The following is a 19,911-nucleotide window of genomic DNA, read 5'->3' as shown; positions in this document are numbered from 1 at the left end:
GCCCGCCACTTTCGCCCATGCCTCCCGCCGCGTCGTCCTGTCCGCATCGCAGCCCGGTCCAGCCCGCCGCGCCGTCGCCCGCGCCCGGGCAGGCCGTCGTGTGGGTTGGCGACGGGCACCGTCTTGACGATACCCCGCCGCCGTCGTTGTCCGATATCGGTGGGGGGCCCTTCCTCGACCATCTGCTGGGCGAAATCGCCCGTCACGGGATTGCCGACCTGCTGTTGCTGTGCGGCGCCCACGCTCAGGCGGTTTGGGCGCGCTATGACGGTACCCGGATCAACGGTGCCCAGGTGCGTTGCCTGTGCACGCCGCAGGCGCTCGGGGCTGGCGACGCGCTCGCCTTCGCCTGCCGGCAGGGCGCGCTGGCAGAACGCTTCTTCGTGCTCAACGGCGACAGCCTGTTCGATGTGAACCTGCATGATCTGGCGAGTTTGCACCGCTCGGCCGGCGCGCTCGCGACGGTCGCGTTGCGCCGGGGCGCCGCCACTGGCCGCGACGACCGGATGGAACTGACAGGCGACCGGCTGGCGGCCTGGGCGGCGCAGCTTGGTGGCGGACCCGGAGCGAGTGACGGTGGGGTCTATCTGCTATCAGATCGCGCACTCGATCGATTGCCGGAAGGGGCGGGCGCGCTGGCGCAGGATCTGTTTCCCCGCCTTGCCGAGGAAGGCGCGTTGGCCGGTCGCGTCTATGACGGTTTCTTTCTCGACCTTGGCGGGTCCGACAATCTCGCGCGCGCCCAGAGCGCGGTGGCGGCGCTGCGGCGGCCGACCGCCTTTCTGGACCGCGATGGCACGTTGAACGTCGATCACGGCTACGTGCACACGGTCGAGGCGTTCGACTGGCTCCCTGGCGCGAAGACAGCCATCAAGCGGCTGAACGATCACGGCTATCGGGTCGTCGTGGTGACCAACCAGGCCGGCGTGGCGCGCGGCTACTACGACACCGCGCATGTCGATGCGCTGCACGCCTGGATGCAGCGGGAGCTGATCGCGACCGGCGCGCACGTGGACGCCATTTACTATTGTCCGCACCACCCGCAAGGCAACGTGCCAGCTTACACCTGCGCGTGTTCCTGCAGAAAGCCAGGCGCCGGGTCGATCGCCGCGGCGCTGCGGGATTGGCCAACCGACCTCGACCGGAGTTTCTTGGTTGGCGACCGACCGGGCGACGTCGAGGCGGCGGCGGCGGCGGGGGTGCGCGGTCACCTCCTCGGTTCGGGGAACCTCCTCGACCTTGTGGATGCTGAATTGCGGGCGCAGGGAGGCCACGTCCCAGCCCGATCCTGATCGGGGATCACGTCTCGTGCCGGAGACAGCGACTTGGTTCGGGATGGCGGACGTGCGTTGAGCGATTTATTTCATCCGATAGGGAAGCTTCCCGCTCCGGCGACGGTCGACAGGCCGGGGCCGTCAAACCATCCATCGCTTTCCCAGACAGATTGCGCAGCCTTACGTGTCCAACCCGCCCGCCATGACTGACGTGGAAACCAGCGCTGGCCCGATCCTGTTCTTGCGGGATCACGATGGCGAGCGCCTGTCCCTAAGCGTGCTGGCGGTCCGACCGGATGGCGCGCCCGCGCCGGAGCTGTCTGGGCCCGACGGGGCGGTTGCGGCCAGGTGCGCTCTGCAGTGTGCGGGCTGCCGTGCCTGGCTCTATGACTTTTCTGTCCCGGCGGGCGCGACGGCCAGTTACCGGTTCGACGGTGTCGACTACCCGCTCGCCGCGGACCCGCGCGGGGACCTTCGCATCGCCTTCGTCTCCTGCAACGGTCAGGAGGACGGCGACCGCGAGCGTCCGCGCGTCGCGCGCAACGCCCTGTGGGCGCGTCTGGCCGCGCAGCATGCGCAGCAGCCCTTCCACCTGCTACTCCATGGCGGCGACCAGCTTTACGCCGACGAGGTGGTCGAGTCCGAGCCCGAGGTGCGCGCTTGGTCCGAAGCCAGCAACAAGCCGCCGGTCTGTAACCGGGATCGGTGGGAACTGCGGGAGACGTTGGCGACGAAGCTGTTCCGCCGCTACCTGGAGCTCTACAGCCAGCCGGAGATCGGATGGCTGATGGCGCGTGTGCCGTCGCTTGCGATGTGGGACGACCACGATATCTGCGACGGTTGGGGATCGCTTGCGCCGGCCAAGCTGGACTCGCCCATTGGCTGGGCGCTGTTCGACGCGGCGCGCGAGCAGTTCCGGTTGTTTCAGCTAGGGGCCGGTCCGGACGATCATCCGGCGACGTGCGTGGATCCCAGTGGCCACAGCCTGAGCTGGCATGCGCGGCTGCCTGGGCTCGACGTCGTCGCGCCCGATCTGCGCGCGCAGCGCCGGCCGACGCGGGTGATGGCCGAATCCGGCTGGTCCGCCTTCCAGGACGCGCTCGCGCGCTGCGGCGACGGTCGTATCCTGCTGTTGTCGAGCGTGCCCGCGCTCGGCCCGCGTCTGTCGTGGGTTGAGGCCGCCATGCAACTGCTCCCGAAGGCCCAGAAGTACGAGGACGATCTGCGCGACCAGTGGCAGAGCCGCGCCCACCGGGCGGAGTGGCGCCGCTTTCTGAAAACGCTGTCGGATCGTCACAAGACGGACGGCAGCCGGGTCACCGTCCTGTCCGGCGAGATCCATCTGGCGACCCGGGGCACGCTGGCCACGCCGAATGGTCCGTTACACCAGCTCGTGGCCTCTGGAATCGCGCATCCGCCGCCGCCCAAGCTGTACGTCCGGATGCTCAGCGCTCTTGCACGGCTTGGCGAGTCGCCGCTGCCGGACCAACCGATCCGCCTGCACCCTTTGCCCGGTCAGTCGATGATCTATACGCCACAACGCAACTACCTGGTGCTCGAACGCCGCGCCGATACATGGCGGGCGTGGTGGGAGCTGGAGACCGATGGCGCGACTCCCCCGCTGGCATTGGATTAGAGGGCGCCCGTCGCTCCCAATCCGCCTTGGTTGAGGCGGTGAGCGGTGTATCTGGGGCAGCGCTTAAACTGCGTTCCGAACTTGTTGTCGTATGGCGGCCGTTACCGAAATACCGTGCGGCCTTGCTTCATCAGCCGGCTTTGAACGGCCGCGTGGCGCTCGCCATCGGCGAAGCCGGCGCGCGGTTCTTCAAGGTCGGGACAGACAAGCTCGGCCACGGTCAGGGCCAGGGCCTGGACGGCCAGCGCGGAGAGGATCGGAAAATGCAGGGGGACCTCGCCACGCAGGTCAACCAGCGGACGGTCCAATACCTCCGGAGAGTCCTCCGTTGTGCCAAGAATGGCCCGTGTTTCCGCCAGGGCCGGGAGTTCGCGGGCGAGTTCGCCGGCCCGGAAGCCCGCCGGTCCGGGATCGACGATGGGGACGACGAGGTCCGTCTGTTCAAGCATGAAGTTCATGCCGTGGACGAAGTTCTCGCTCTCAGCCGCGAGTGCTGGGAGACCACCCGCCTCATGGAACTTGGCGGCGGCGTACGCTGCGGTGCCATAGGCATCCAGCCCGCCGAGGAAGAAGTAGCGGGCCCGCAAGTCCGGGTCGTAGTGCCCCAGAAGCGTGTCGCGGCTCCCTTCGAAACAGATCGGCAGGGCGATGCGGGTGCGCGCGGGCAGTGTCTCCAGTTCCGGGATCTCGTGACCGGCGAAGGCTTCGGCCAGGGCCGCGAGGGCCAAAAGCGTCACGGTATAATCGGTGGTGTGCGGTGTCGTGCGGGGCATCGGTTCGTAATCGAGCTGCATGCTCGCAGCCGCAGCCTGGTTCAGGGCCGAGCCCGGAGCACAGGTCACCGCGATCACCCGGACGCCACGCGCCTGTAGGCGACGCGCGCACTCCACTGTGCGCATGGTGCCGCCGGAGATCGACATCAGGACGGCATGATCGCCCTCTTGCGGCCCGTCGTGCTGGAAGCCGAGTTCCAGCGCGCTGCCGGCGCGGTAAGGCAGACCCGTGGCGGCGAAGTAGGGGGCTGCGGCTTGCGCGGCGAACAGGCTGTCGCCGCAGCCGCCCGCCCAGATTCGCCCGCCGGGGGTTTTCGGAACCGCTTGCTGCGCGGCTGCGCGCAGCTTGGGCAGGATCTCTGCAAGTACGGCGGGCTGGCGTTCGATGTCTGCGCGCATCGTCGCGTTGGCCATGAGGGCACTCCAGGCTGTAGAGGGAACCGCAGGCAGGTCAGGTGATGGGCGCCGGGCCGAACAGCTCCCGGCCGAGACCCCAGACCGCCTGGGGCGTGACGAACCCTTGATCGGTGATCAGGCCGTCGAAGGAGTCCGGCGGCACGCGTTCCAGTTCCGGGCTCCGCGTGGACAGGTCCGCTGCGTGAACCCCGGTGGGGTCGGTCAGCAGGCGGGCGTCAAAGTCCCGAACCCGCGGCGCCTTGAAAGCGCCGCGGTAGCTGCGCCGGTCGAGCTTGAACAGATCGCCGCAGGCGTAGGCCGTGCGGCCCGCGGCCCGGGCGCGTTCGGCATAGGGGCGGCTGCCGACCGTGTTCAGGAAACTGCCGTCGCAGTAGAGGCTCTCGATACCGAACAGCACGGCATCGCTGTTGGCGACGGCGTGGTCGATCGCCGCGTCGACGACGTAGTCGATCGGCAGGCCAAGGCTTGCGAGTTCTTCGACGTAGCTCCATCCGCCGGCGATGCAGCGGCTTTCCGGGATCACCAGACGCTGTGCGGTTCCCCGCTCGGCCAGGGCCTTCACCACCTTGGCCACCGTGCTGGAGTAATCGAACAACAGCAGCCGCGGGCAGCCGGCCAGCAGATATCCCGCAACCGCGGTCAGGCGGTGCGTGCGTTGCTCGGCCTCGTCCTGCCATCGTGTCATCCGCGCGCGCAGGGTCGCGACCCGCTGGCCAGGCGGCTGGCTGTCGAGCCCCGTGGTCAGCCAAGCGATCGCGTTCGCGACGACGGGGGCGTCACCGCCGCGCGTGCGGGCGATCGTTTCCCCGGCCAGGCGTGCGCGGCGAAGGGCGGGGGGATCCTGGCTGTCGTCCGGCGCCTCGAGATCGCCGGGCGTGGCGGTATCCAGGATGTAGCGCATCAATTCCTGGCTCAGCGCGACATGTTTGCTGGCGCCGAGCACGCCTTCGTCGACGATCTGCCAGAGGTAGTGGCGCTCGGTGTCATCCGGCGCCGCCAGGCCGGCGTCGGTGAGCAGTCGGTCGTAAAGCTGGCTTCGGCCTTCCACGGGGGGCGTCCTTCGTCGGTCTCAGGTGATCGTGTTCGTGTCGGCGTGCTGGCGGGCAAGTACGGCCGCGACATCCGTTCGGGTCGGCAACGCGGCCTGCGCGCCGTAGGCCTGAGTGGACAGCGCGGCGGCCGCATTCGCGAACATCAGGCACGTCTTGGGCGACTCGCCGGACATCCGTGCGCTCAGGAAGGCCCCGGCGAAACAGTCACCGGCGCCTGTGGTGTCTTTCGGTGTGGTCGCGATGCCGCGTTGATGGACCGCGCCGTCGGCGTCCTCGTAGCGCGCGCCCTGCGCGCCGAGCGTGGTGACCAGCGCAGGCCCGTCGGGCCGCGGCGTGCGCAGGTCGTCGAGCGCCTCACGCATGGCGCGGTTGACGAACAGGAGGTCGAGCCGCGGCAGCAGGCGCGCCAAATCCGTGCGGTCGGACGGCAGGTCGGCGAGCTCCAGGTCCATGGAGACCGGGACACCGACGCGTTCCGCGGCCTCGACGACCGCGTTCGCCAACGCGGGCGCGCCGTAGCTGATGTGGACGTAGCTGGCGCCGGCCATCACCTCTGGCGTGATATCCGCCGGGTCCGGCATGAATGCGGGCGTCTCGACGCGCACCAGCGCCTTCTCTCCGCTGTCCGTCAGGAACACGAGCGAGGTGAACGTCTCGCTGTCGGGGAGCAGGCGGCAGGGCGAGACATCGATCCCCGCGCGGTCGAGCCCGGCCAGGATCCGTTCGCCGGTCGCATCCTCACCGACCACGCCAAGCAGGCGGGTCCGGGTGTCCAGCCGGGTGGCGGCCATCGCCACGTTGGCGGCCATTCCCCCTGGCCACTCACCCAGTGGCCGACCGCTGACCTTGCCGTCGAAGGTCGGCAGGCTGGGCACCGAAATCATCACGTCGCGGTCGATGTCGCCGATGCACAAGAGCACGGGATCGCTCATCGGCCCGCCGCCCGTCGCCGGCGCACCGCCTGGGTGGCCGCGACGCTGAGGATCATCAGGCCGCCGATCACGCCGAGCTGCCAGGCCATGGAAATTCCCGCCAGTTCCAGGCCGGTCTGCAGCGTGGTGACGATCAGGATCGCCAGGACGGTGCCCCGGATGTCGCCTTCGCCGCCAAAGATGTGGGTGCCGCCCAAAACGGCGATGGTGACCGACAGCAGCTCCAGTCCCTCGCCGGCATCCGGGCTTGCCGACATCAACCAGGACGCGCTGACGATCGCGGCGAGCCCGGCAAGCGCGCCGGAGAGCGTGTAGAGGCTGAGCCGGATGGCGTCGACCTTGATGCCGAGCAGCCGGGCGGCCTTCTCGTTGTTGCCGCAGGCGTAAACGTGTCGGCCCGCGACCGTGCGCGACAGCCCGATGTGCAGCACCACGGCCACGGGCACGAAGACGAAGAAGACGTGGTTGGGAATGTCCAGCCATCCCGGCGCCCCGAGCCATGCAAAGGCGTCCGGAAATCCGGTTTGCGGCCGGCCGCCGGTGAGCGCGAGCGCCAGCCCGCCGAACGCGAAGTAGGTCGCCAGTGTCGCCATCAGCGAGGGGATGCCGACGACGTTGACCAGCACCCCGTTGAAAAAGCCGAGGCCGGCGCCGAACGCCAAACAGGCGAGGCAGGCGATCAGGATCGGGACGTCCAGGCTTCCGAGCAGCCAGCCCAGGAAAACACCGGACAGCGACATCGCCGAGCCGACGGAGATGTCGATGCCGGGGCCGCCAGCGAGCATGACCAGCGTTTGTCCCATGCCCAGCAGACCCAGCACCGGGATGTACTGTAGGAAGTAGGGCAGGGTGCTGACCTGCAGGAAGTAGGGCGATAGCAGCGACATCACGCAGATCGCCACGCCCCACAGAACGAGCAGCAGGGCGAAGCGGTTCTCCAGGTGCCGCAGCAGGGCGCCGGCGGCCCGGCGGGCGCCGCGCGCGGTATCAATCGAGCTTGTGGTCATCTCTACTGCGCCCGTTGTGGTCCGCCGTGTTTCAGTGCGTCGGCGGTTAGGACGACGATCAACAGACCGCCGATCACCACCGTTTCCCAAAGCGAGGACACGCCGATCAGAACGAGCCCGTTTTGAATCATCTTGATGAACAGCACGCCCAGAAGCGCGCCCAGAAGCGAGCCGACGCCGCCACGGATGTTGGCGCCGCCCAGGATGACGGCCGCGATCGCTTCCAGGGCGATCGTCGTGCCGATGTTGACCTCCACGTTGCGCAGGCGCGCGACGTAGATCAGCGCGCCGCTTCCGGCGAGGAAGCCGAGCAGGGCGTAGACCTGCATCTTCACCCGGTCGACGGCGATGCCCGCGAGCCGGGCGGCGTGTTCGTTACTGCCGATGGCGTAGAGGTGCCGGCCGAAGCTGTGATGGCGCAGCAGCAGGTAGCAGACGCCATACACCCCGGCGATCAGGTAGAGAGGCACCGGCAGACCCAGAAAATCGCCGGAGACAAGCGGCGAGAGCGTGTCCGGCAGGCCCGAGATCCATTCCCCACCGATCACCAGGAACAGCACGGCGAGGAAGACGTACATCGTGCCCAGGGTTGCGATGATCGGCGGAACCTTCGCCTTCGCGACCACGGTCCCGTTCACCAGGCCCAGCAAGGTGCCGACGCCGAGGCCGAGCAGCACCACCGCCGGCGCGGGCAGGCCCCACTGGAACCCGCGTCCGACGAAGATCGCCGCGACCGCGAGCACCCCGCCGACCGAGACGTCGATCGATCCGGAGATGATCACGAGCGTCATGCCGGCGCTGATGATCGCGAGGTCGACGCTGTTGCGCAGCGTCGTCGTGAGGTTGTCGACCGTGAGGAAGTACGGCGAACTCAGCGCGAAGAAGCCGCCGATCAGCACGATCGCTACAAGCAGCACGAGCTCGCGCTTGGCGTGCAGCAGCCGTTGTAGCCAGCTGGGCGTGGCCGTCTCAGTCAGGGCCATGTCGCAAACCTATTGCAGGGGGTGGGCGGGGACGCCGAGGGACCGTCCCCGCCCGCTTTGGCAGTGGAGGCTAGAAGTCGAACGCGTCGATGTTCTCTTTGGTGAAGACCATCGGCGGGCCGAGCAGCAGGATTTGGCGCTCCGGCAGCCAGCGCACGGGATTCTCAAGTCCGGGCACGTTCATGCTCTCCTCGAAGTCCTTGCCCTGGACCAGCTGCTTGGACGCCCAAACCGTCAGGTAGCCGAGATCGGCCGGGTTCCAGAGCACCGAGAAGGGCATCGCGCCCGACTTGATGTAGTCGCGCACGGTGTTGGGCGAGCAGTAGCCTGTCGTGATGACCTCACCGATCTTGTCGGCGTCGCTCACCGCCTGGGCGACGCCCGGGCAGGTGGTCGAGGCGATGCCGATAATCGCATCCAGGTCTGGATGCCGCGTCATCGCGTCGGTGGCGTACTGGTAGGCCTGCTGGGTGGTGCCGTTGGTGTGCTGGGTCGAAACGATTTCGACCGACGGGTAGGCGTCCTCCACCCGCTGCTTGATCGCAGCGATCCAGTTGTTCAGCGATTGGATGGTGGGCGCGTCGGAAATGATCGCGATCTTGGCATCCTCGCCGGTGCGCGCGATCAGTTCGTCGGCGACCGTGGCACCGAGTTCCCGGTCAAGGGCCTGGGCGACGAAAAACGTGCGGGCGCTGTCCGGCGCATCGGCATCCGAGGTGATCACGTGGGTGCCGCGGGCCTCCGCGCGCTTGATCGCGGGCTTCAGGCTGCTGGCATCCACCGGGCTGACGGCGACCACATCAAAGCCGCGGTTCACGAACCCCTGGAAGACGCGGAGCTGGTCCGAGGCGTTGGTGCTGGTCGGCCCCTGCTGCTGGTAGTCGACGCCGAAGCGTTCGGCCGCGCGGTCGGCGCCTTTGCGCATCGCGACGTAGTACGGGATACCCTTGATCTGCGGGACGAAGCCGACGCGCGGGGCGTCTTGCGCGCTCGCCATGCTGGCCGCCGCGCCGAGGGCGACCGATGCGCCGAGAATGCCGGCAATGAAACGTTTCATCGTGAGCCTTTCCTGCTTTCGTGAGGGTCGGGCACGGCCTTTACGGCCGGCGTTTTTGCGTCCGGTCACGGACGGTACGCGGGCCGGGCGTTACCCGGCGGGCGTCGGCTGAGCGGCGGCATCGCCACCGGTGTTGTGCGCGGGGCGGTGGGACAGGTCGACCGCGCGCGCCCCGGTGATCAGGGCGATCACCTCTTCCGGCGTCGTCGCGTCGATCCGGCGCACCGCTTCCACCTGACCCTGGCGCATCACCGTGACCCGGTCGGCCACGGCGAAGACGTCCTGGATGTTGTGCGAGATCAGGATCACGCCCTTGCCCTGGGCGCGCAGATGTTGAATGAAGTCGAGTACCTTGCGCACCTCGGCCACGGCCAGCGCGGCCGTCGGTTCGTCCATGATAATCAGGTCGGCGTCGAGGTTCAGCGCACGGGCGATGGCGATCCCCTGGCGTTGGCCGCCGGACATGGCTTCGACCGTGAGGTCGAGGTCCTGGATCTGCACCTCCAGGTCGGTGAGCAGCTCGCGGGTGCGCTGACGCATGCGCTTGCGGTCGAGAAACGGGATACCGAGGATCGACCGGCGCAGCTCCTGGCCAAGGAAGATGTTGTCCGGCACGTTCATTTTGTCCGCGAGCGCCAGTTCCTGAAAGATCGTGGCGATGCCAAGTTTCCAGGCGTCCTGCGGCGAGCGCATGAAGACGTCCTTGCCCTGAAGGCGGATCGTGCCGGCGTCCGGCTGGTGTGCGCCCGCGATGGTCTTGATCAGCGTGGACTTGCCCGCCCCGTTGTCGCCCACCAGGGCCATGACCTCGCCAGCGTCCGTTTCGAAGTCGACACCGTTGAGGGCGGTAACCCCGCCGAAATGCTTCTCGATGCCGGTCATCTCCAGCAGTGCCATGGGTTAAGCCTCCGCCTGAGCGTTTTTGGATGCGGCGCGCCCGCCGAAGGCGACCGGCGCTTCGGTGGCTGCCGTTAGGGTGGCAAGTGTCGCGGCATCCAGATCGAGGCCCTGGGCACCCTGGTGCCGGATCGCCTCTGAGGCCGCCGCGACAGCGTTTTGGAGGGCCACCGCGGGACCCTCGCCGTTCAGCCAGACCGCGAGGAAGACGCCGGCCAAGGTGTCCCCGGCGCCGGTGAGGTCGACCACTTGCGTGGGCGGCGCGGCCATCTGCACGCCGCTGCCATCGGCCCGCAGGTAGCTTGCGCCCTCCTGGTCCAGGGTCAGGATCAACTGGCAGCTGGTTTGCGTGGCGGGCGAATGGGTCAGCAGATCGTGCATGGCGGCGACGATCTCGTCGCGGGGCCGTCCGGGCATACCGACAATCCGCGTCGCCAGCTCCCGGTTGATGAACAGGAGACCGAAGATCTCGGTCAGGCGGCGGAAGCCGTCGGCATTGGCCCAATGCGACGGCAGGCCGGCGGCGTGCATGCTGGTGGTCACTCCCAGGTCGTGCACCTGCTTCAGCTCGTCGGCCAAGCTATCGACCTGGTAGCCTTCGACATGCACTGCATGGCGCTGGTCGGCCTGCTGGGGGCTTTCCGTGCGGCCCAGGTGTCGGGCGACGTTGACCCGCCCCAGTTCCAGCGGTTCGTTGATGATGGTTCGGCTGCCGTTGGGCTCGACCATCACGATCGCGCGGCTCAAGCGCTGGCCGGCGCGCCGGTCGATCCCGATCGTGTTGACCCCACGGGCGTACAGTTCGCTGACCGCCCATTCGCTGTCGGCATCGAAGCCCAGGGCGGTGATCAGTTCGCTGTGCACCGGGTAGCGGTCGTGCAGGCTGGCGGCATAGGTGGCGACGTTCGCCGCCGGACCGCCGAGGGCGCGGTTGATGCTCTCGGCGGTGATGCGGTCGTCCCGATGCGGCAGGACATCGATGCGGGTGATGAAATCGACCGACAGGTAGCCGACGCTGGACAGGCGCGGAGCATTCGGCGGCAGCGTGCGCGCACTGGAAGCGCGCCGGCGCGCGATCAGGGACTGGGCGATCGTGTCCGGCCGGTAGCCGAGCTCGGCGATCGCCTCCTCGACCCGGCGGCGCGTCTCGGGGCCCACGCGGCCGTGACCGTTGAGGACGTTGGACACCGTCCCGACGGAGACCCTGGCGTGCTGAGCGACGTCGCGAATCGTCTTACGTGCCATTGTCCCGTTGCTTCCCACTCATGCGCCGTAGGGAATCCAGACGGTCTTCGTCTGGCTGGCCCGACGCATCCAACTCGGCCCCTCCAGCCGCGCCGGATCGTGCCAGTCGACCGCCTTGCCCTGGTTCGTCCAGACCTGCTTCAGGTTCCCGGCGCTGGCGGCTTCGATCCGCCGGCAGCCGTCGGCCGGGCCGACGTACCAGATTCCGTCCACATCCAGATGTCGGGCGAGGACGTCCGAGAGATCGTCCCGGTCGCCGGTGACGATATTCACCACCCCGTCCGGGACGTCGGATGTCTCCAGAACCTGGTAGAAGTCCGTCGCCGACAGCGGCGCGGTTTGCGCGGGCACGATCACCACGCGGTTGCCCGCCGCGATCGCCGGGGCGAGCAGGCTGACAAACCCGAGCAGCGGGGCTTCCGCAGGTGCTGCGATCGCGAGCACGCCGAGCGGTTCGCGCAGCGTCACCGCCAGGGCGCGCATCGGGACCGCATCGACCCCACCGGCGAACTTGTCCGCCCAGGCGGCCGCCGTGAACAGGCGGTGGACGGCACCCCCGACCTCCGCCTCCGCGGCCTTCTGGTCACAGCCTGTGAGGCTGCGCAGCCGGTCTGCGAATTCAGGTGCCCGCGTCTCCAGGTTCTCCGCCAGGTAGTACAGGATCTGGGCGCGGCCGTGGGCCGGGGTCGTTGACCAGGAGCCCGCCTTGCGCGCCGCTTCGACGGCGTTTCGGATATCCTTGCGGTTGCCTTCGCCAACATCGCCGATGATCTGCCTGCCGGTGCCTTGCACCGGGCGACTTGTGCCTCCGTCCGGGCGCACCTGCTTGCCGCCAATGTAATGCTTGGCCGTCCGGTCGATCGTGGCGGCTGGGGCGGTGGCAGTCGGCGTTGCGTCCGAAGTTGAGGCCGCTGGCGCCTGCCACGATTGCGCGACGCACGGGCCGAGGCGGGGCGTAAGGTACTCGAACAGCCCCTCGCGGCCGCCCTCCCGGCCGAAGCCGGACTCGCGGTAGCCGCCGAACGGGGCGGCGGCGTCCAGCATGTTCGTCGCGTTGACCCACACGACCCCGCATTGAAGTTGCGGCACGATGTCGAGCGCCAGACTGATCGATTCGCTCCACACGCTCGCGGCCAAGCCGTAGCGGGTGTTGTTGGCGAGCTGCACCGCCTCGTCCGGCGTGCGGAAGGTCATCGCCGCCAGGACCGGGCCGAACACCTCGTCCTGCCAGAGCGGATTGTCGGTGCCGAGGTCGGTACACAGCGTCGGCGGGTAAAATGCGCCGGTCTCGGGTCCCTCGCCATCGGCCTGCCAGACGGTGCAGCCGGCTTCCCGTCCGGCCGAGACCATCGCCGCGATGCGTTGACGCTGGCGTGCGTCGACCAGGGCGCCGACGTCGACGCTCTTGTCGAGCGGTGACCCCACGCGCAGCGTCGCCATGCGCCGACGCAGGCGGCTATAGAAGTCTTCCGCGATGCTTTCCTGCACCAGCAAGCGCGACCCCGCGCAGCAGACCTCGCCCTGATTGAACCAGATGGCGTCCACCACGCCTTCGACTGCGGCGTCGAGGTCAGCGTCGTCGAACACGATGAACGGCGACTTGCCGCCCAGTTCGAGGGTGAGCGCCTTGCCGCTGCCGGCGGTGCGTTCGCGGATCCGCCGACCCACGGCGGTCGAGCCCGTGAAGGCGATCTTGTCGATCTGTGGGTGGTCGACCAGGGCCTCGCCGGTCTGTCCATCGCCGGTGACGAGGTTCAGCACGCCCGCTGGCAGGCCGGCCTGTTCGGCGAGCTCCGCGAACTTCAGCGCACTCAGGCTGGTTAGCTCCGATGGCTTCAGCACCACGGTGTTGCCGCACGCAAGCGCAGGCGCGATCTTCCAGGCAAGCATCAGGAGCGGGAAGTTCCACGGCACGATCTGGCCGCACACGCCGACCGGGGCGTGTTGCGCCAGCTCTGCATCTTGGTCGAGCAGCTGCGCCCAGCCCGCGTGATGGTAGAAATGCCGGGCGACCAGCGGGACATCGATGTCGCGGCTTTCCCGGATCGGCTTGCCGTTGTCCAGGCTTTCGAGAACGGCCAGCAGCCGGCTGTGCCGCTGCACCAGCCGCGCCAGCGCGTACAGCACGCGGGCGCGGCCGTGCCCGCCCAGCGCCTGCCACTCTGGCTGCGCGCGCACGGCCGCGTCGACGGCTTTATCGACATCCTGAACGGTGGCGCGGGCGATCCGTCCCAGAGGCGCGCCGCTGGCCGGGTTCAGGCTGTCGAGGTAGCCGCCGTCTGCGGGCGCGCACCAGGCGCCATCCACGAACAGACCGAAGCCCGCCGCGTGGCGCTGCAGCCAGGCTTCCGCCTCCTTCTGGGATTCCGGGGCCGGCGCGTAGTCCATCATGTCGAAATAGTCCGCAACGCTCATCGGGCCGGGCCTCTGATGGTCGAACCTCGGGTCACGTTACCCCCGCGTCATGCCAGGGCGTGTCGATGGCCGGCGGCGTAGGCCCCGGTGGTGAAGTGGGTCAGCTGGCGCTCGATATCTCCGACCAATCCGGATGCCCCGATCCGGAACAAGTCCGGTTCAAGCCAGGGCCGCCCGAGTTCCTCGCGCATCAGGGTCTGGTAGGCGAGTGCGTCCTTGGCGGTGGAAATGCCGCCGGCGGGCTTGAAGCCGACGCGGTAGCCGGTCGCTTCGGCGTAGGCGCGCACCGTGCGGGCCATCACCAGGGCGACCGGCAGGGTGGCGTTCACCGCTTCCTTGCCGGTCGAGGTCTTCACGAAGTCCGCGCCGGCCATCATCGCCACCAGCGAAGCGCGCGCGACGTCGCGCAGCGTCTTCAGGTCGCCGGTTCCCAGGATCGCTTTCAGATGCGCGGGCCCGCAGACTTCCCGGAATGCGGCCACCTCCTCGTAAAGCGCCTGCCAGTCCCGGCGCAGGACGTGTTGGCGGGAGATCACGATGTCGATCTCGCTGGCGCCGGCGGCCACGGACTCCTCGACTTCCGCGCGGCGTGCGCGCATCGGGCTCAGGCCGTGCGGGAAACCTGCCGCCACCGCCGCGACCGGAATGCTTGTGCCCTCCAAGGCAGCGACGGCAGTGGGCACCATGGCGTGATAGACGCAGACCGCGCCCACCTGGATCGATCGGTCGCCCAGCCCCAATGCGTCCAGCAACGCGGGATCGAGGGGGCGGCGGGCCTTGCTGCAAAGCCGGCGAACGCGGCCGGGCGTGTCGTCGCTGTTGAGCGTGGTCAGGTCGGTGCAGGTAAGAGCCTTGACCAGCCAAGCGGCCTGGGCCGCGCCCTTGACGCTGCGCCGGGTCGTCACGGTTGCCGCGCGGCGCTCCGCTGCGGCGCGGTTCACGCGGATTTCGGCGAGCCAGTCCAGGTGAAGCGCACATCCCGGATTACGGGCCTGCGCCGCCTCTCTCTCCGCGTGTGCCAGCTTCGCTAATGTCATCGCCTTTGCCTGCCCATCTGGAGGCGTGCGGTGGCTCTCCAGGATGCCCGCGTCGGGCGCACGGATCGCTCGGAAAGCATGAGACGGTGAAAGGTGACTCACTTGGTGAAACGTTTCAATACTCATTTTGATGCCCCTGAGAAGGTCTGCAAATCGCAGGGCCTCAGCGTTCCACGATCGCCGATCAGCCGGTGGCGGGAATAAACCCACCGTGCCCTCGGTCGTCTTCGAGCGCCAAAGTTAGAAGATAGAGGTCTCAAGTCATGTCGCAGAACCGCTACCTGGAAGCCGCCCGCGCGGATATCGACAAGCTGCAAAGTGAATTCGAAGAAGTCCGTCAGAACGTCCAGAACAACGGGGCGAGCGGGGTTTCGCAGACCCTGGAAACCGCGTGGAACGATTTGCAGGAGCACTGGCAGAAGCTGCAGGCCGCCGGCGATACCGCTCCGTCGGAGGTTCAGTCGGGTTTCCAGGATGCCCGCGAGCGCTTCCAACGGATCCTGAACAGCTATCGCAACGGCTAACATTCTAGGGAGGTCAGGATGCTTGGTTGGGCCGTCTTCTTTTTGATCATTGCCCTGGTCGCCGCAGCTTTCGGCTTCGGCGGGATTGCGGGCACAGCCGCCTGGATCGCCCAGGTTCTGTTCGTGGTGTTCTTGGTGCTGTTTGCCATCTCCCTGGTGGTCTCGCTGGTGCGTGGTGGACGCCCTCCAACCCCGTAGCGACCCCCTATGGGGTGCCAATGGAGCAGTTCGAGGGAACCATCCTGCGGACCTCCTTGTCGGACGCGCAGGAAGAGAATCTCCACCGTGCCCTGGCAGATGAGCGGGTCGGCTAAGTGCCGCGTGTCCAGCGCCCACAGGACTAGAGCCCATCTTAATCTACCGCCTCCTGTCCCGATGGCGGCCGCGCGGGACAGGAGGTGGAATGCGTTGCAGTGCGCTGGCCGGATCGGCTACTGACCCGATTGGACGGGGGTGTCCGTCGAAGCGGCTCATGCCCTAAAGTTTTGAAAAGAAACGCTGTCGCCATGACCGGTCGCGTGGTATCGCGCGGTCGGTTTGTTTGATTTGACATGCGCCAACCCGCCTAGCCCGCTTTTCTCACCAGGGCTTCTGAGCCGTCGTCGTGGGGTGCAGTCGACGGTTGCTGTGTGATCCAGAGCGACGCAGGCATGCCTGATCCTTGCGCCGCGTGGGCGCTACCAGGTCAGTTCGGGTCCAGCGTTGTTGATTGGCGGGTGACGGTAGCGCGGGTCGCGCGGATCAACGGCACAATCGGGCGTGCGCCAGGGCGAACTCCTCAGCATAGGGGCAGGCGGAGGCCATGGCGACGCGGATGCGACGAACGGTGACCGTTACCTGCGCGCCGATCTTCATGAGCTTCAGGCGCAGCGACCCGCAGGTCGCCTTCTCCAGCTGGGTGTGCGCGAGTGCGATCCGGCGCAGGGCCGCGAGCAGGACGTAGGCGATCGACGCGAACCATAGGCGGAGCTGGTTGGCCTTCATGGTCGCCGCGCTGGTGCGGTCGGCGAACATATCCAGCTGACATTCCTTGATCCGGTTCTCCATCTCGCCGCGCGCACAGTAGACCCGCTCGTAGAGCGTCCGGGCATCGACCTCTTTCGCCGGCAGGGACGTCACGACGAACCGCGGGTTGGCGCCGTTCTCGTCGCGGTTCGGCATCCACTCGGCCTTGGCTACCACTCGCCGGCGCCGGGTCCAGCTGTTCAGCGTGGTCCAGCGGAAGTCGGCAAACCGGCGGGCCGGCTTACCGGTCCGCTCCGCCTCATCCTCGGCCCAGGCCAGATCGATGTGGATCTGGTCGACCAGCCTGGCGTTGCGTGCGAGACCGAACAGGAAGTCGACCTTGTTTGTTTCGCACCACGCCATCAGCGCCTCGCGCGTAAACCCGCTGTCACCGCGCAGCAGGATCTTGACCTTAGGCCAGCGCTGGCGGATGCGGCTGACGATACGCGACATCTCCTCGACCGAACCCGCGCTGGCGTCGATGTTGGACCGGCGCAGCTTCGCCGCTATGAGGTGCTCGCCGCAGAACACGTAGAGCGGCAGGTAGCAGTAACAGTCGTAGTAGCCGTGAAAGAACCGTCCTTCCTGGCGGCCGTGGATCGGGTCGTCCGTGGCGTCCAGGTCGAGCGTGATGCGTGCCGGAGGCTTGGCGTGCGCGTCCAGGAAGAGATCGACGAACAGGTGTTCGATCGCGTCCGGATCGTGGGCGATCTTGCGGTACCGGTCGCCGTCGACCGGGGCGTGCTCCAGCCGGTTCAGCGTGCTTTTGCCGGCCAGCGGCGCGCAGCGGGCCCGGCGCGCCTCCAGCCTGCCGAGAACGGGCCCGAGCACCGGGTCACGGCGCAGGTCGTCGTGATCGTTCAGATCCTCGTAGCCGAGCGCGATGCCGAACACGCGCTGGCCGACCAGGGTGCGGACATCATGAACGACGCGACCTGCTGTCCGGCCATCCGTGAAGCAGGCGGCGAACCGGTCAACCAGGTTGATCGCCTTGTCGGTCGCGCCCAGCAGCAGCGCGCCGGCGTCCGAGGTGATCGCCCCACCGCCAAAATCCGCCACCAACTCGCGGCGATCGAGGCGTGCGAAAAGCATAGAGTCCGGGTTACACTGTGTCGGCATCGGGGGCTCCGCTGAGATCGGGTTAAGTGTCTGTTGGCGCTTACACTTTCGCCGATTTCAGACCCCGATGCACCTTCCTTCGTGAGAGATCCGGGCTAGCCACTGCCTCATGGACCCGCGACAATGCGTGACAAAGCGACGATCTGGCTGGCGGTGCTGGCTTCCGCGGCTGCGATTTACTTCGCCCGTGGGTTTCTACTGCCGATCTTCCTGGCTGGTTTCCTTGCCATCGTGCTTCGGCCTGCGGTGACGCGTCTGCATGCCTTGCGGGTGCCCGAGACGCTGGCCGCTGCTTTGATCGTGCTGGCCTTTCTCGGCATGATGTTCGGTGCGCTCTATTCCCTGGCTGCGCCGTTGCAGGAGTGGGCGGACCGGCTGCCGCGTTTGACCGCGGAGCTGAAATTCCGTTTCGCGGCTGTGCAGCAATCGATCGAGCAGATGCGCGACATCGCGCAGCAGATCGAAGAAATGACCCAGGATGGCGGAGGAAAGACTAGCCAGATACAGGCCAGTGGCAGCGGCGCGCCCGACCTTGTGGGAATTGTCATCGACCGGACCCGCTCGGCATTCGTGACCCTGCTGACCATGCTGGTGCTACTGTTCTTCCTGCTGTCGCAGGGAACGCATCTGAGCAAGCGTTTCGTTGAGATTCTGCCGGACGCATGGCATCGGGAATCGGGCAACGAGATGCTGCTCGACCTGCGTCAGCAGATCGCCGTCTATCTGCGGACCTTCACGCTGATCAACATCGGGTTCGGCGTGCTGGTCTGGCTGTCGATGACGGTGCTGGGCCTGCCCGACGCCATTCTGTGGGGCGTGATGGCGGCGCTCCTGAACTTCCTGCCCTACATCGGCCCCCTGATCATGGTGATCCTGATCGGGACCGCCGCGCTGCTGGAGTCTTATACCTGGACCGGGATCATTCTGCCGCCGGTTGTCTACGCGGGCCTGAACGTGATCGAGGGCAACCTGGTCACGCCGCACCTGTTGGGTCGGCAACTGACGTTGAACCCCGTGGTGATCTTCGTGTCGGTCCTCTTCTGGACCTGGGCGTGGGGCGCGATCGGCGCGATCCTTGCGGTTCCGGTTCTTGCGGTGATCCGGATCGTGGCCGAATACGTGCCGCCCATGCGCCGGCTGCTTCCGATCCTGCAATGAGGCGCGGTCGCGTCTTTGACGGCGCCTGAACCGCCGGTCGCCACGATACGCCAACGTCCCCGACTAAAACGCTGCGGGTCTGCCCTTAGCGCGGTTCGCGGGGCCAGAGGCGGTGAAAATGGTGCACCGGCCCGTGCCCGTGTCCGACATCGAGCGCGTCGCTCGCCGCGAGCGCGTCGTGCAGAAACGTCTTGGCCTCCCGCACGCTCTGCGTAACGCTTCGCGATGGCAGCAGCGCGGCGATGGCGGAGGACAGCGTACAGCCCGTGCCGTGATCGTTGCGGGTTGTGATCCGCGGGGCCGCGAACGTTTCCGTGCCCGCCGCTCCCGTCAGGAGGTCGGTGCTTTCGGTGCTGTCCTGCAGGTGCCCGCCTTTCAACAGCACCCATTCGGGACCCAAGGCCAGCAGGTCGGGCAGGTGTGCGCGCATGTCCTCGGCCGTCCAGTCGTCCTCGCGCCCCAGAAGAACAGCGGCTTCTGGAAGGTTCGGCGTGATCAGGGTCGCCATTGGCACCAGCAGGTCGCGGACGGCTGCGACCGCATCCGGGGCGAGCAGCGCATGCCCGCTTTTGGCCACCATGACCGGATCGAGCACGATGTTGCGGGCCGCGTGATGGCGTAGGCGGTCCGCGACGGCCTCGGCGACCTGCGCGTTGGCGATCATGCCGATCTTGACCGCGTCGATCCGCACGTCGTCGAGGACGGCATCGATCTGATCGGCGACGAAGCTGGGCTCTAGCGCGACGTAGGAACGGACCCCCTGGGTGTTCTGCGCCACCACGGCGGTGATCGCCGAGGTGGCATAGGCGCCGAGCGCCGAGAAGGTCTTGATGTCCGCCTGGATGCCCGCGCCGCCGGACGGGTCCGTGCCGGCGATGGTCAGTACGTTGGCGATCATGGTTGCGCCTCCGTCAGCAAATCCGCGGCCTGGCGTGCGACCTCGGCGACGTCGAGGCTGAGCGCGAGTTCGGATGTATCGAGATCCCGGATCGGAAACCAGCGGGCGTCCAGCGCGTCGTCGGCCGCGACCGGTTCGCCATGCGTCCAGCGGCACACCACCGCGATCAGGACGAAATGCCGGCGTACGCTGCCGTCCGTGTCCCGGTCAAAGGCGTCCACCGCGGTGGCAACACGAAGCGCCTCGGCCGATACGCCGGTTTCCTCCATCAGTTCGCGAACGGCGGCTTGTGCCAGCGGTTCACCCGGCTCGATCTTGCCGCCGGGAAAGCCCCATCGCCCCGCATCCGGCGGATTGGCCCGGCGGACCAGCAAGACCTGCGCTTCCCGAATGACCACGGCGATGGTTGCCGCGATGGGGCGCTCTGGCGAAGGAAATTCAGGTTGGTTCAGCATGGCGGCCTCGTCTGTTGAGGCCGGCAA

At 67.6% G+C, this 19,911-nt stretch carries 18 protein-coding genes; 5 read left to right on the top strand and 13 right to left on the bottom strand.

Features of this window, described 5'->3' with window-relative positions:
• Positions 1 to 146: 146 nt before the first annotated feature.
• A complete protein-coding gene (locus tag RHOSA_RS0118355; RefSeq protein WP_169816653.1) occupies positions 147 to 1,292 on the top strand; it encodes an HAD-IIIA family hydrolase in 1,146 nt (381 codons plus the stop codon).
• 184 nt (positions 1,293 to 1,476) lie between these two features.
• On the top strand, positions 1,477 to 2,910 hold the full coding sequence (locus RHOSA_RS0118350) for an alkaline phosphatase D family protein (protein ID WP_027289819.1): 1,434 nt from the start codon (positions 1,477 to 1,479) through the stop codon (positions 2,908 to 2,910).
• A 101-nt stretch (positions 2,911 to 3,011) separates the two neighbouring features.
• Here the strand turns inward: RHOSA_RS0118350 and RHOSA_RS0118345 are convergent, their stop codons facing one another.
• The 10 genes from RHOSA_RS0118345 to deoC form a co-directional block, all read right to left on the bottom strand.
• Complete coding sequence (locus RHOSA_RS0118345; RefSeq protein ID WP_027289818.1) at positions 3,012 to 4,097, bottom strand: SIS domain-containing protein; 1,086 nt, start codon at positions 4,095 to 4,097, stop codon at positions 3,012 to 3,014.
• 37 nt (positions 4,098 to 4,134) lie between these two features.
• A complete protein-coding gene (locus tag RHOSA_RS0118340) occupies positions 4,135 to 5,148 on the bottom strand; it encodes an eIF2B alpha/beta/delta subunit family protein (protein WP_027289817.1) in 1,014 nt (337 codons plus the stop codon).
• Positions 5,149 to 5,169: 21 nt separating this feature from the next.
• Positions 5,170 to 6,084, bottom strand: a complete 915-nt coding sequence (locus RHOSA_RS0118335; protein ID WP_027289816.1) for a carbohydrate kinase family protein — start codon at positions 6,082 to 6,084, stop codon at positions 5,170 to 5,172.
• Positions 6,081 to 7,091, bottom strand: coding sequence for an ABC transporter permease (locus RHOSA_RS0118330; protein WP_051432321.1), 1,011 nt, complete (start codon positions 7,089 to 7,091; stop codon positions 6,081 to 6,083). The genes RHOSA_RS0118335 and RHOSA_RS0118330 overlap by 4 nt, the downstream gene beginning before the upstream one ends.
• Positions 7,092 to 7,093: 2 nt before the next feature.
• Positions 7,094 to 8,074, bottom strand: a complete 981-nt coding sequence (locus RHOSA_RS0118325) for an ABC transporter permease (protein WP_051432320.1) — start codon at positions 8,072 to 8,074, stop codon at positions 7,094 to 7,096.
• A 70-nt stretch (positions 8,075 to 8,144) separates the two neighbouring features.
• Positions 8,145 to 9,131 (bottom strand): autoinducer 2 ABC transporter substrate-binding protein, encoded by a 987-nt coding sequence (locus tag RHOSA_RS0118320; RefSeq protein ID WP_037256628.1) that lies wholly within the window; start codon positions 9,129 to 9,131, stop codon positions 8,145 to 8,147.
• Positions 9,132 to 9,221: 90 nt separating this feature from the next.
• Complete coding sequence (locus RHOSA_RS23540) at positions 9,222 to 10,028, bottom strand: ATP-binding cassette domain-containing protein (protein WP_037256626.1); 807 nt, start codon at positions 10,026 to 10,028, stop codon at positions 9,222 to 9,224.
• A gap of 3 nt (positions 10,029 to 10,031) precedes the next feature.
• Positions 10,032 to 11,273, bottom strand: a complete 1,242-nt coding sequence (locus tag RHOSA_RS25450; protein WP_051432319.1) for a carbohydrate kinase family protein — start codon at positions 11,271 to 11,273, stop codon at positions 10,032 to 10,034.
• 18 nt (positions 11,274 to 11,291) lie between these two features.
• On the bottom strand, positions 11,292 to 13,688 hold the full coding sequence (locus RHOSA_RS0118305) for an aldehyde dehydrogenase family protein (RefSeq protein ID WP_027289812.1): 2,397 nt from the start codon (positions 13,686 to 13,688) through the stop codon (positions 11,292 to 11,294).
• Between the two features lie 47 nt (positions 13,689 to 13,735).
• On the bottom strand, positions 13,736 to 14,725 hold the full coding sequence (deoC, locus tag RHOSA_RS0118300) for a deoxyribose-phosphate aldolase (RefSeq protein WP_051432318.1): 990 nt from the start codon (positions 14,723 to 14,725) through the stop codon (positions 13,736 to 13,738).
• A 263-nt stretch (positions 14,726 to 14,988) separates the two neighbouring features.
• On the opposite strand from deoC, the gene RHOSA_RS0118295 reads away from it, so the two are divergent.
• Positions 14,989 to 15,249, top strand: coding sequence for a hypothetical protein (locus RHOSA_RS0118295; RefSeq protein ID WP_027289810.1), 261 nt, complete (start codon positions 14,989 to 14,991; stop codon positions 15,247 to 15,249).
• Positions 15,250 to 15,267: 18 nt separating this feature from the next.
• Positions 15,268 to 15,447, top strand: coding sequence for a DUF1328 domain-containing protein (locus tag RHOSA_RS0118290; protein WP_027289809.1), 180 nt, complete (start codon positions 15,268 to 15,270; stop codon positions 15,445 to 15,447).
• A gap of 543 nt (positions 15,448 to 15,990) precedes the next feature.
• Here the strand turns inward: RHOSA_RS0118290 and RHOSA_RS0118280 are convergent.
• Positions 15,991 to 17,373: an IS1380 family transposase gene (locus RHOSA_RS0118280; protein ID WP_027289740.1), complete on the bottom strand. Its 1,383-nt coding sequence runs from the start codon at positions 17,371 to 17,373 to the stop codon at positions 15,991 to 15,993.
• 123 nt (positions 17,374 to 17,496) lie between these two features.
• Here RHOSA_RS0118280 and RHOSA_RS0118275 point away from each other — a divergent pair, with 123 nt between their 5' ends.
• Positions 17,497 to 18,531, top strand: a complete 1,035-nt coding sequence (locus RHOSA_RS0118275; protein WP_027289808.1) for an AI-2E family transporter — start codon at positions 17,497 to 17,499, stop codon at positions 18,529 to 18,531.
• Positions 18,532 to 18,616: 85 nt separating this feature from the next.
• On the opposite strand, the gene thiD is transcribed toward RHOSA_RS0118275, so the two are convergent.
• Positions 18,617 to 19,429 (bottom strand): bifunctional hydroxymethylpyrimidine kinase/phosphomethylpyrimidine kinase, encoded by an 813-nt coding sequence (gene thiD / locus RHOSA_RS0118270; protein ID WP_027289807.1) that lies wholly within the window; start codon positions 19,427 to 19,429, stop codon positions 18,617 to 18,619.
• On the bottom strand, positions 19,426 to 19,884 hold the full coding sequence (locus RHOSA_RS0118265) for an NUDIX hydrolase (RefSeq protein ID WP_027289806.1): 459 nt from the start codon (positions 19,882 to 19,884) through the stop codon (positions 19,426 to 19,428). The genes thiD and RHOSA_RS0118265 overlap by 4 nt, the downstream gene beginning before the upstream one ends.
• Positions 19,885 to 19,911 lie beyond the last annotated feature (27 nt).

Source organism: Rhodovibrio salinarum DSM 9154 (assembly GCF_000515255.1).
In the GTDB taxonomy this organism is placed as follows: Bacteria; Pseudomonadota; Alphaproteobacteria; order Kiloniellales; family Rhodovibrionaceae; genus Rhodovibrio; species Rhodovibrio salinarum.
The sequence above is the reverse complement of the archived record's forward strand: the minus strand, read 5'-3'. Positions and strand labels throughout refer to the sequence as shown.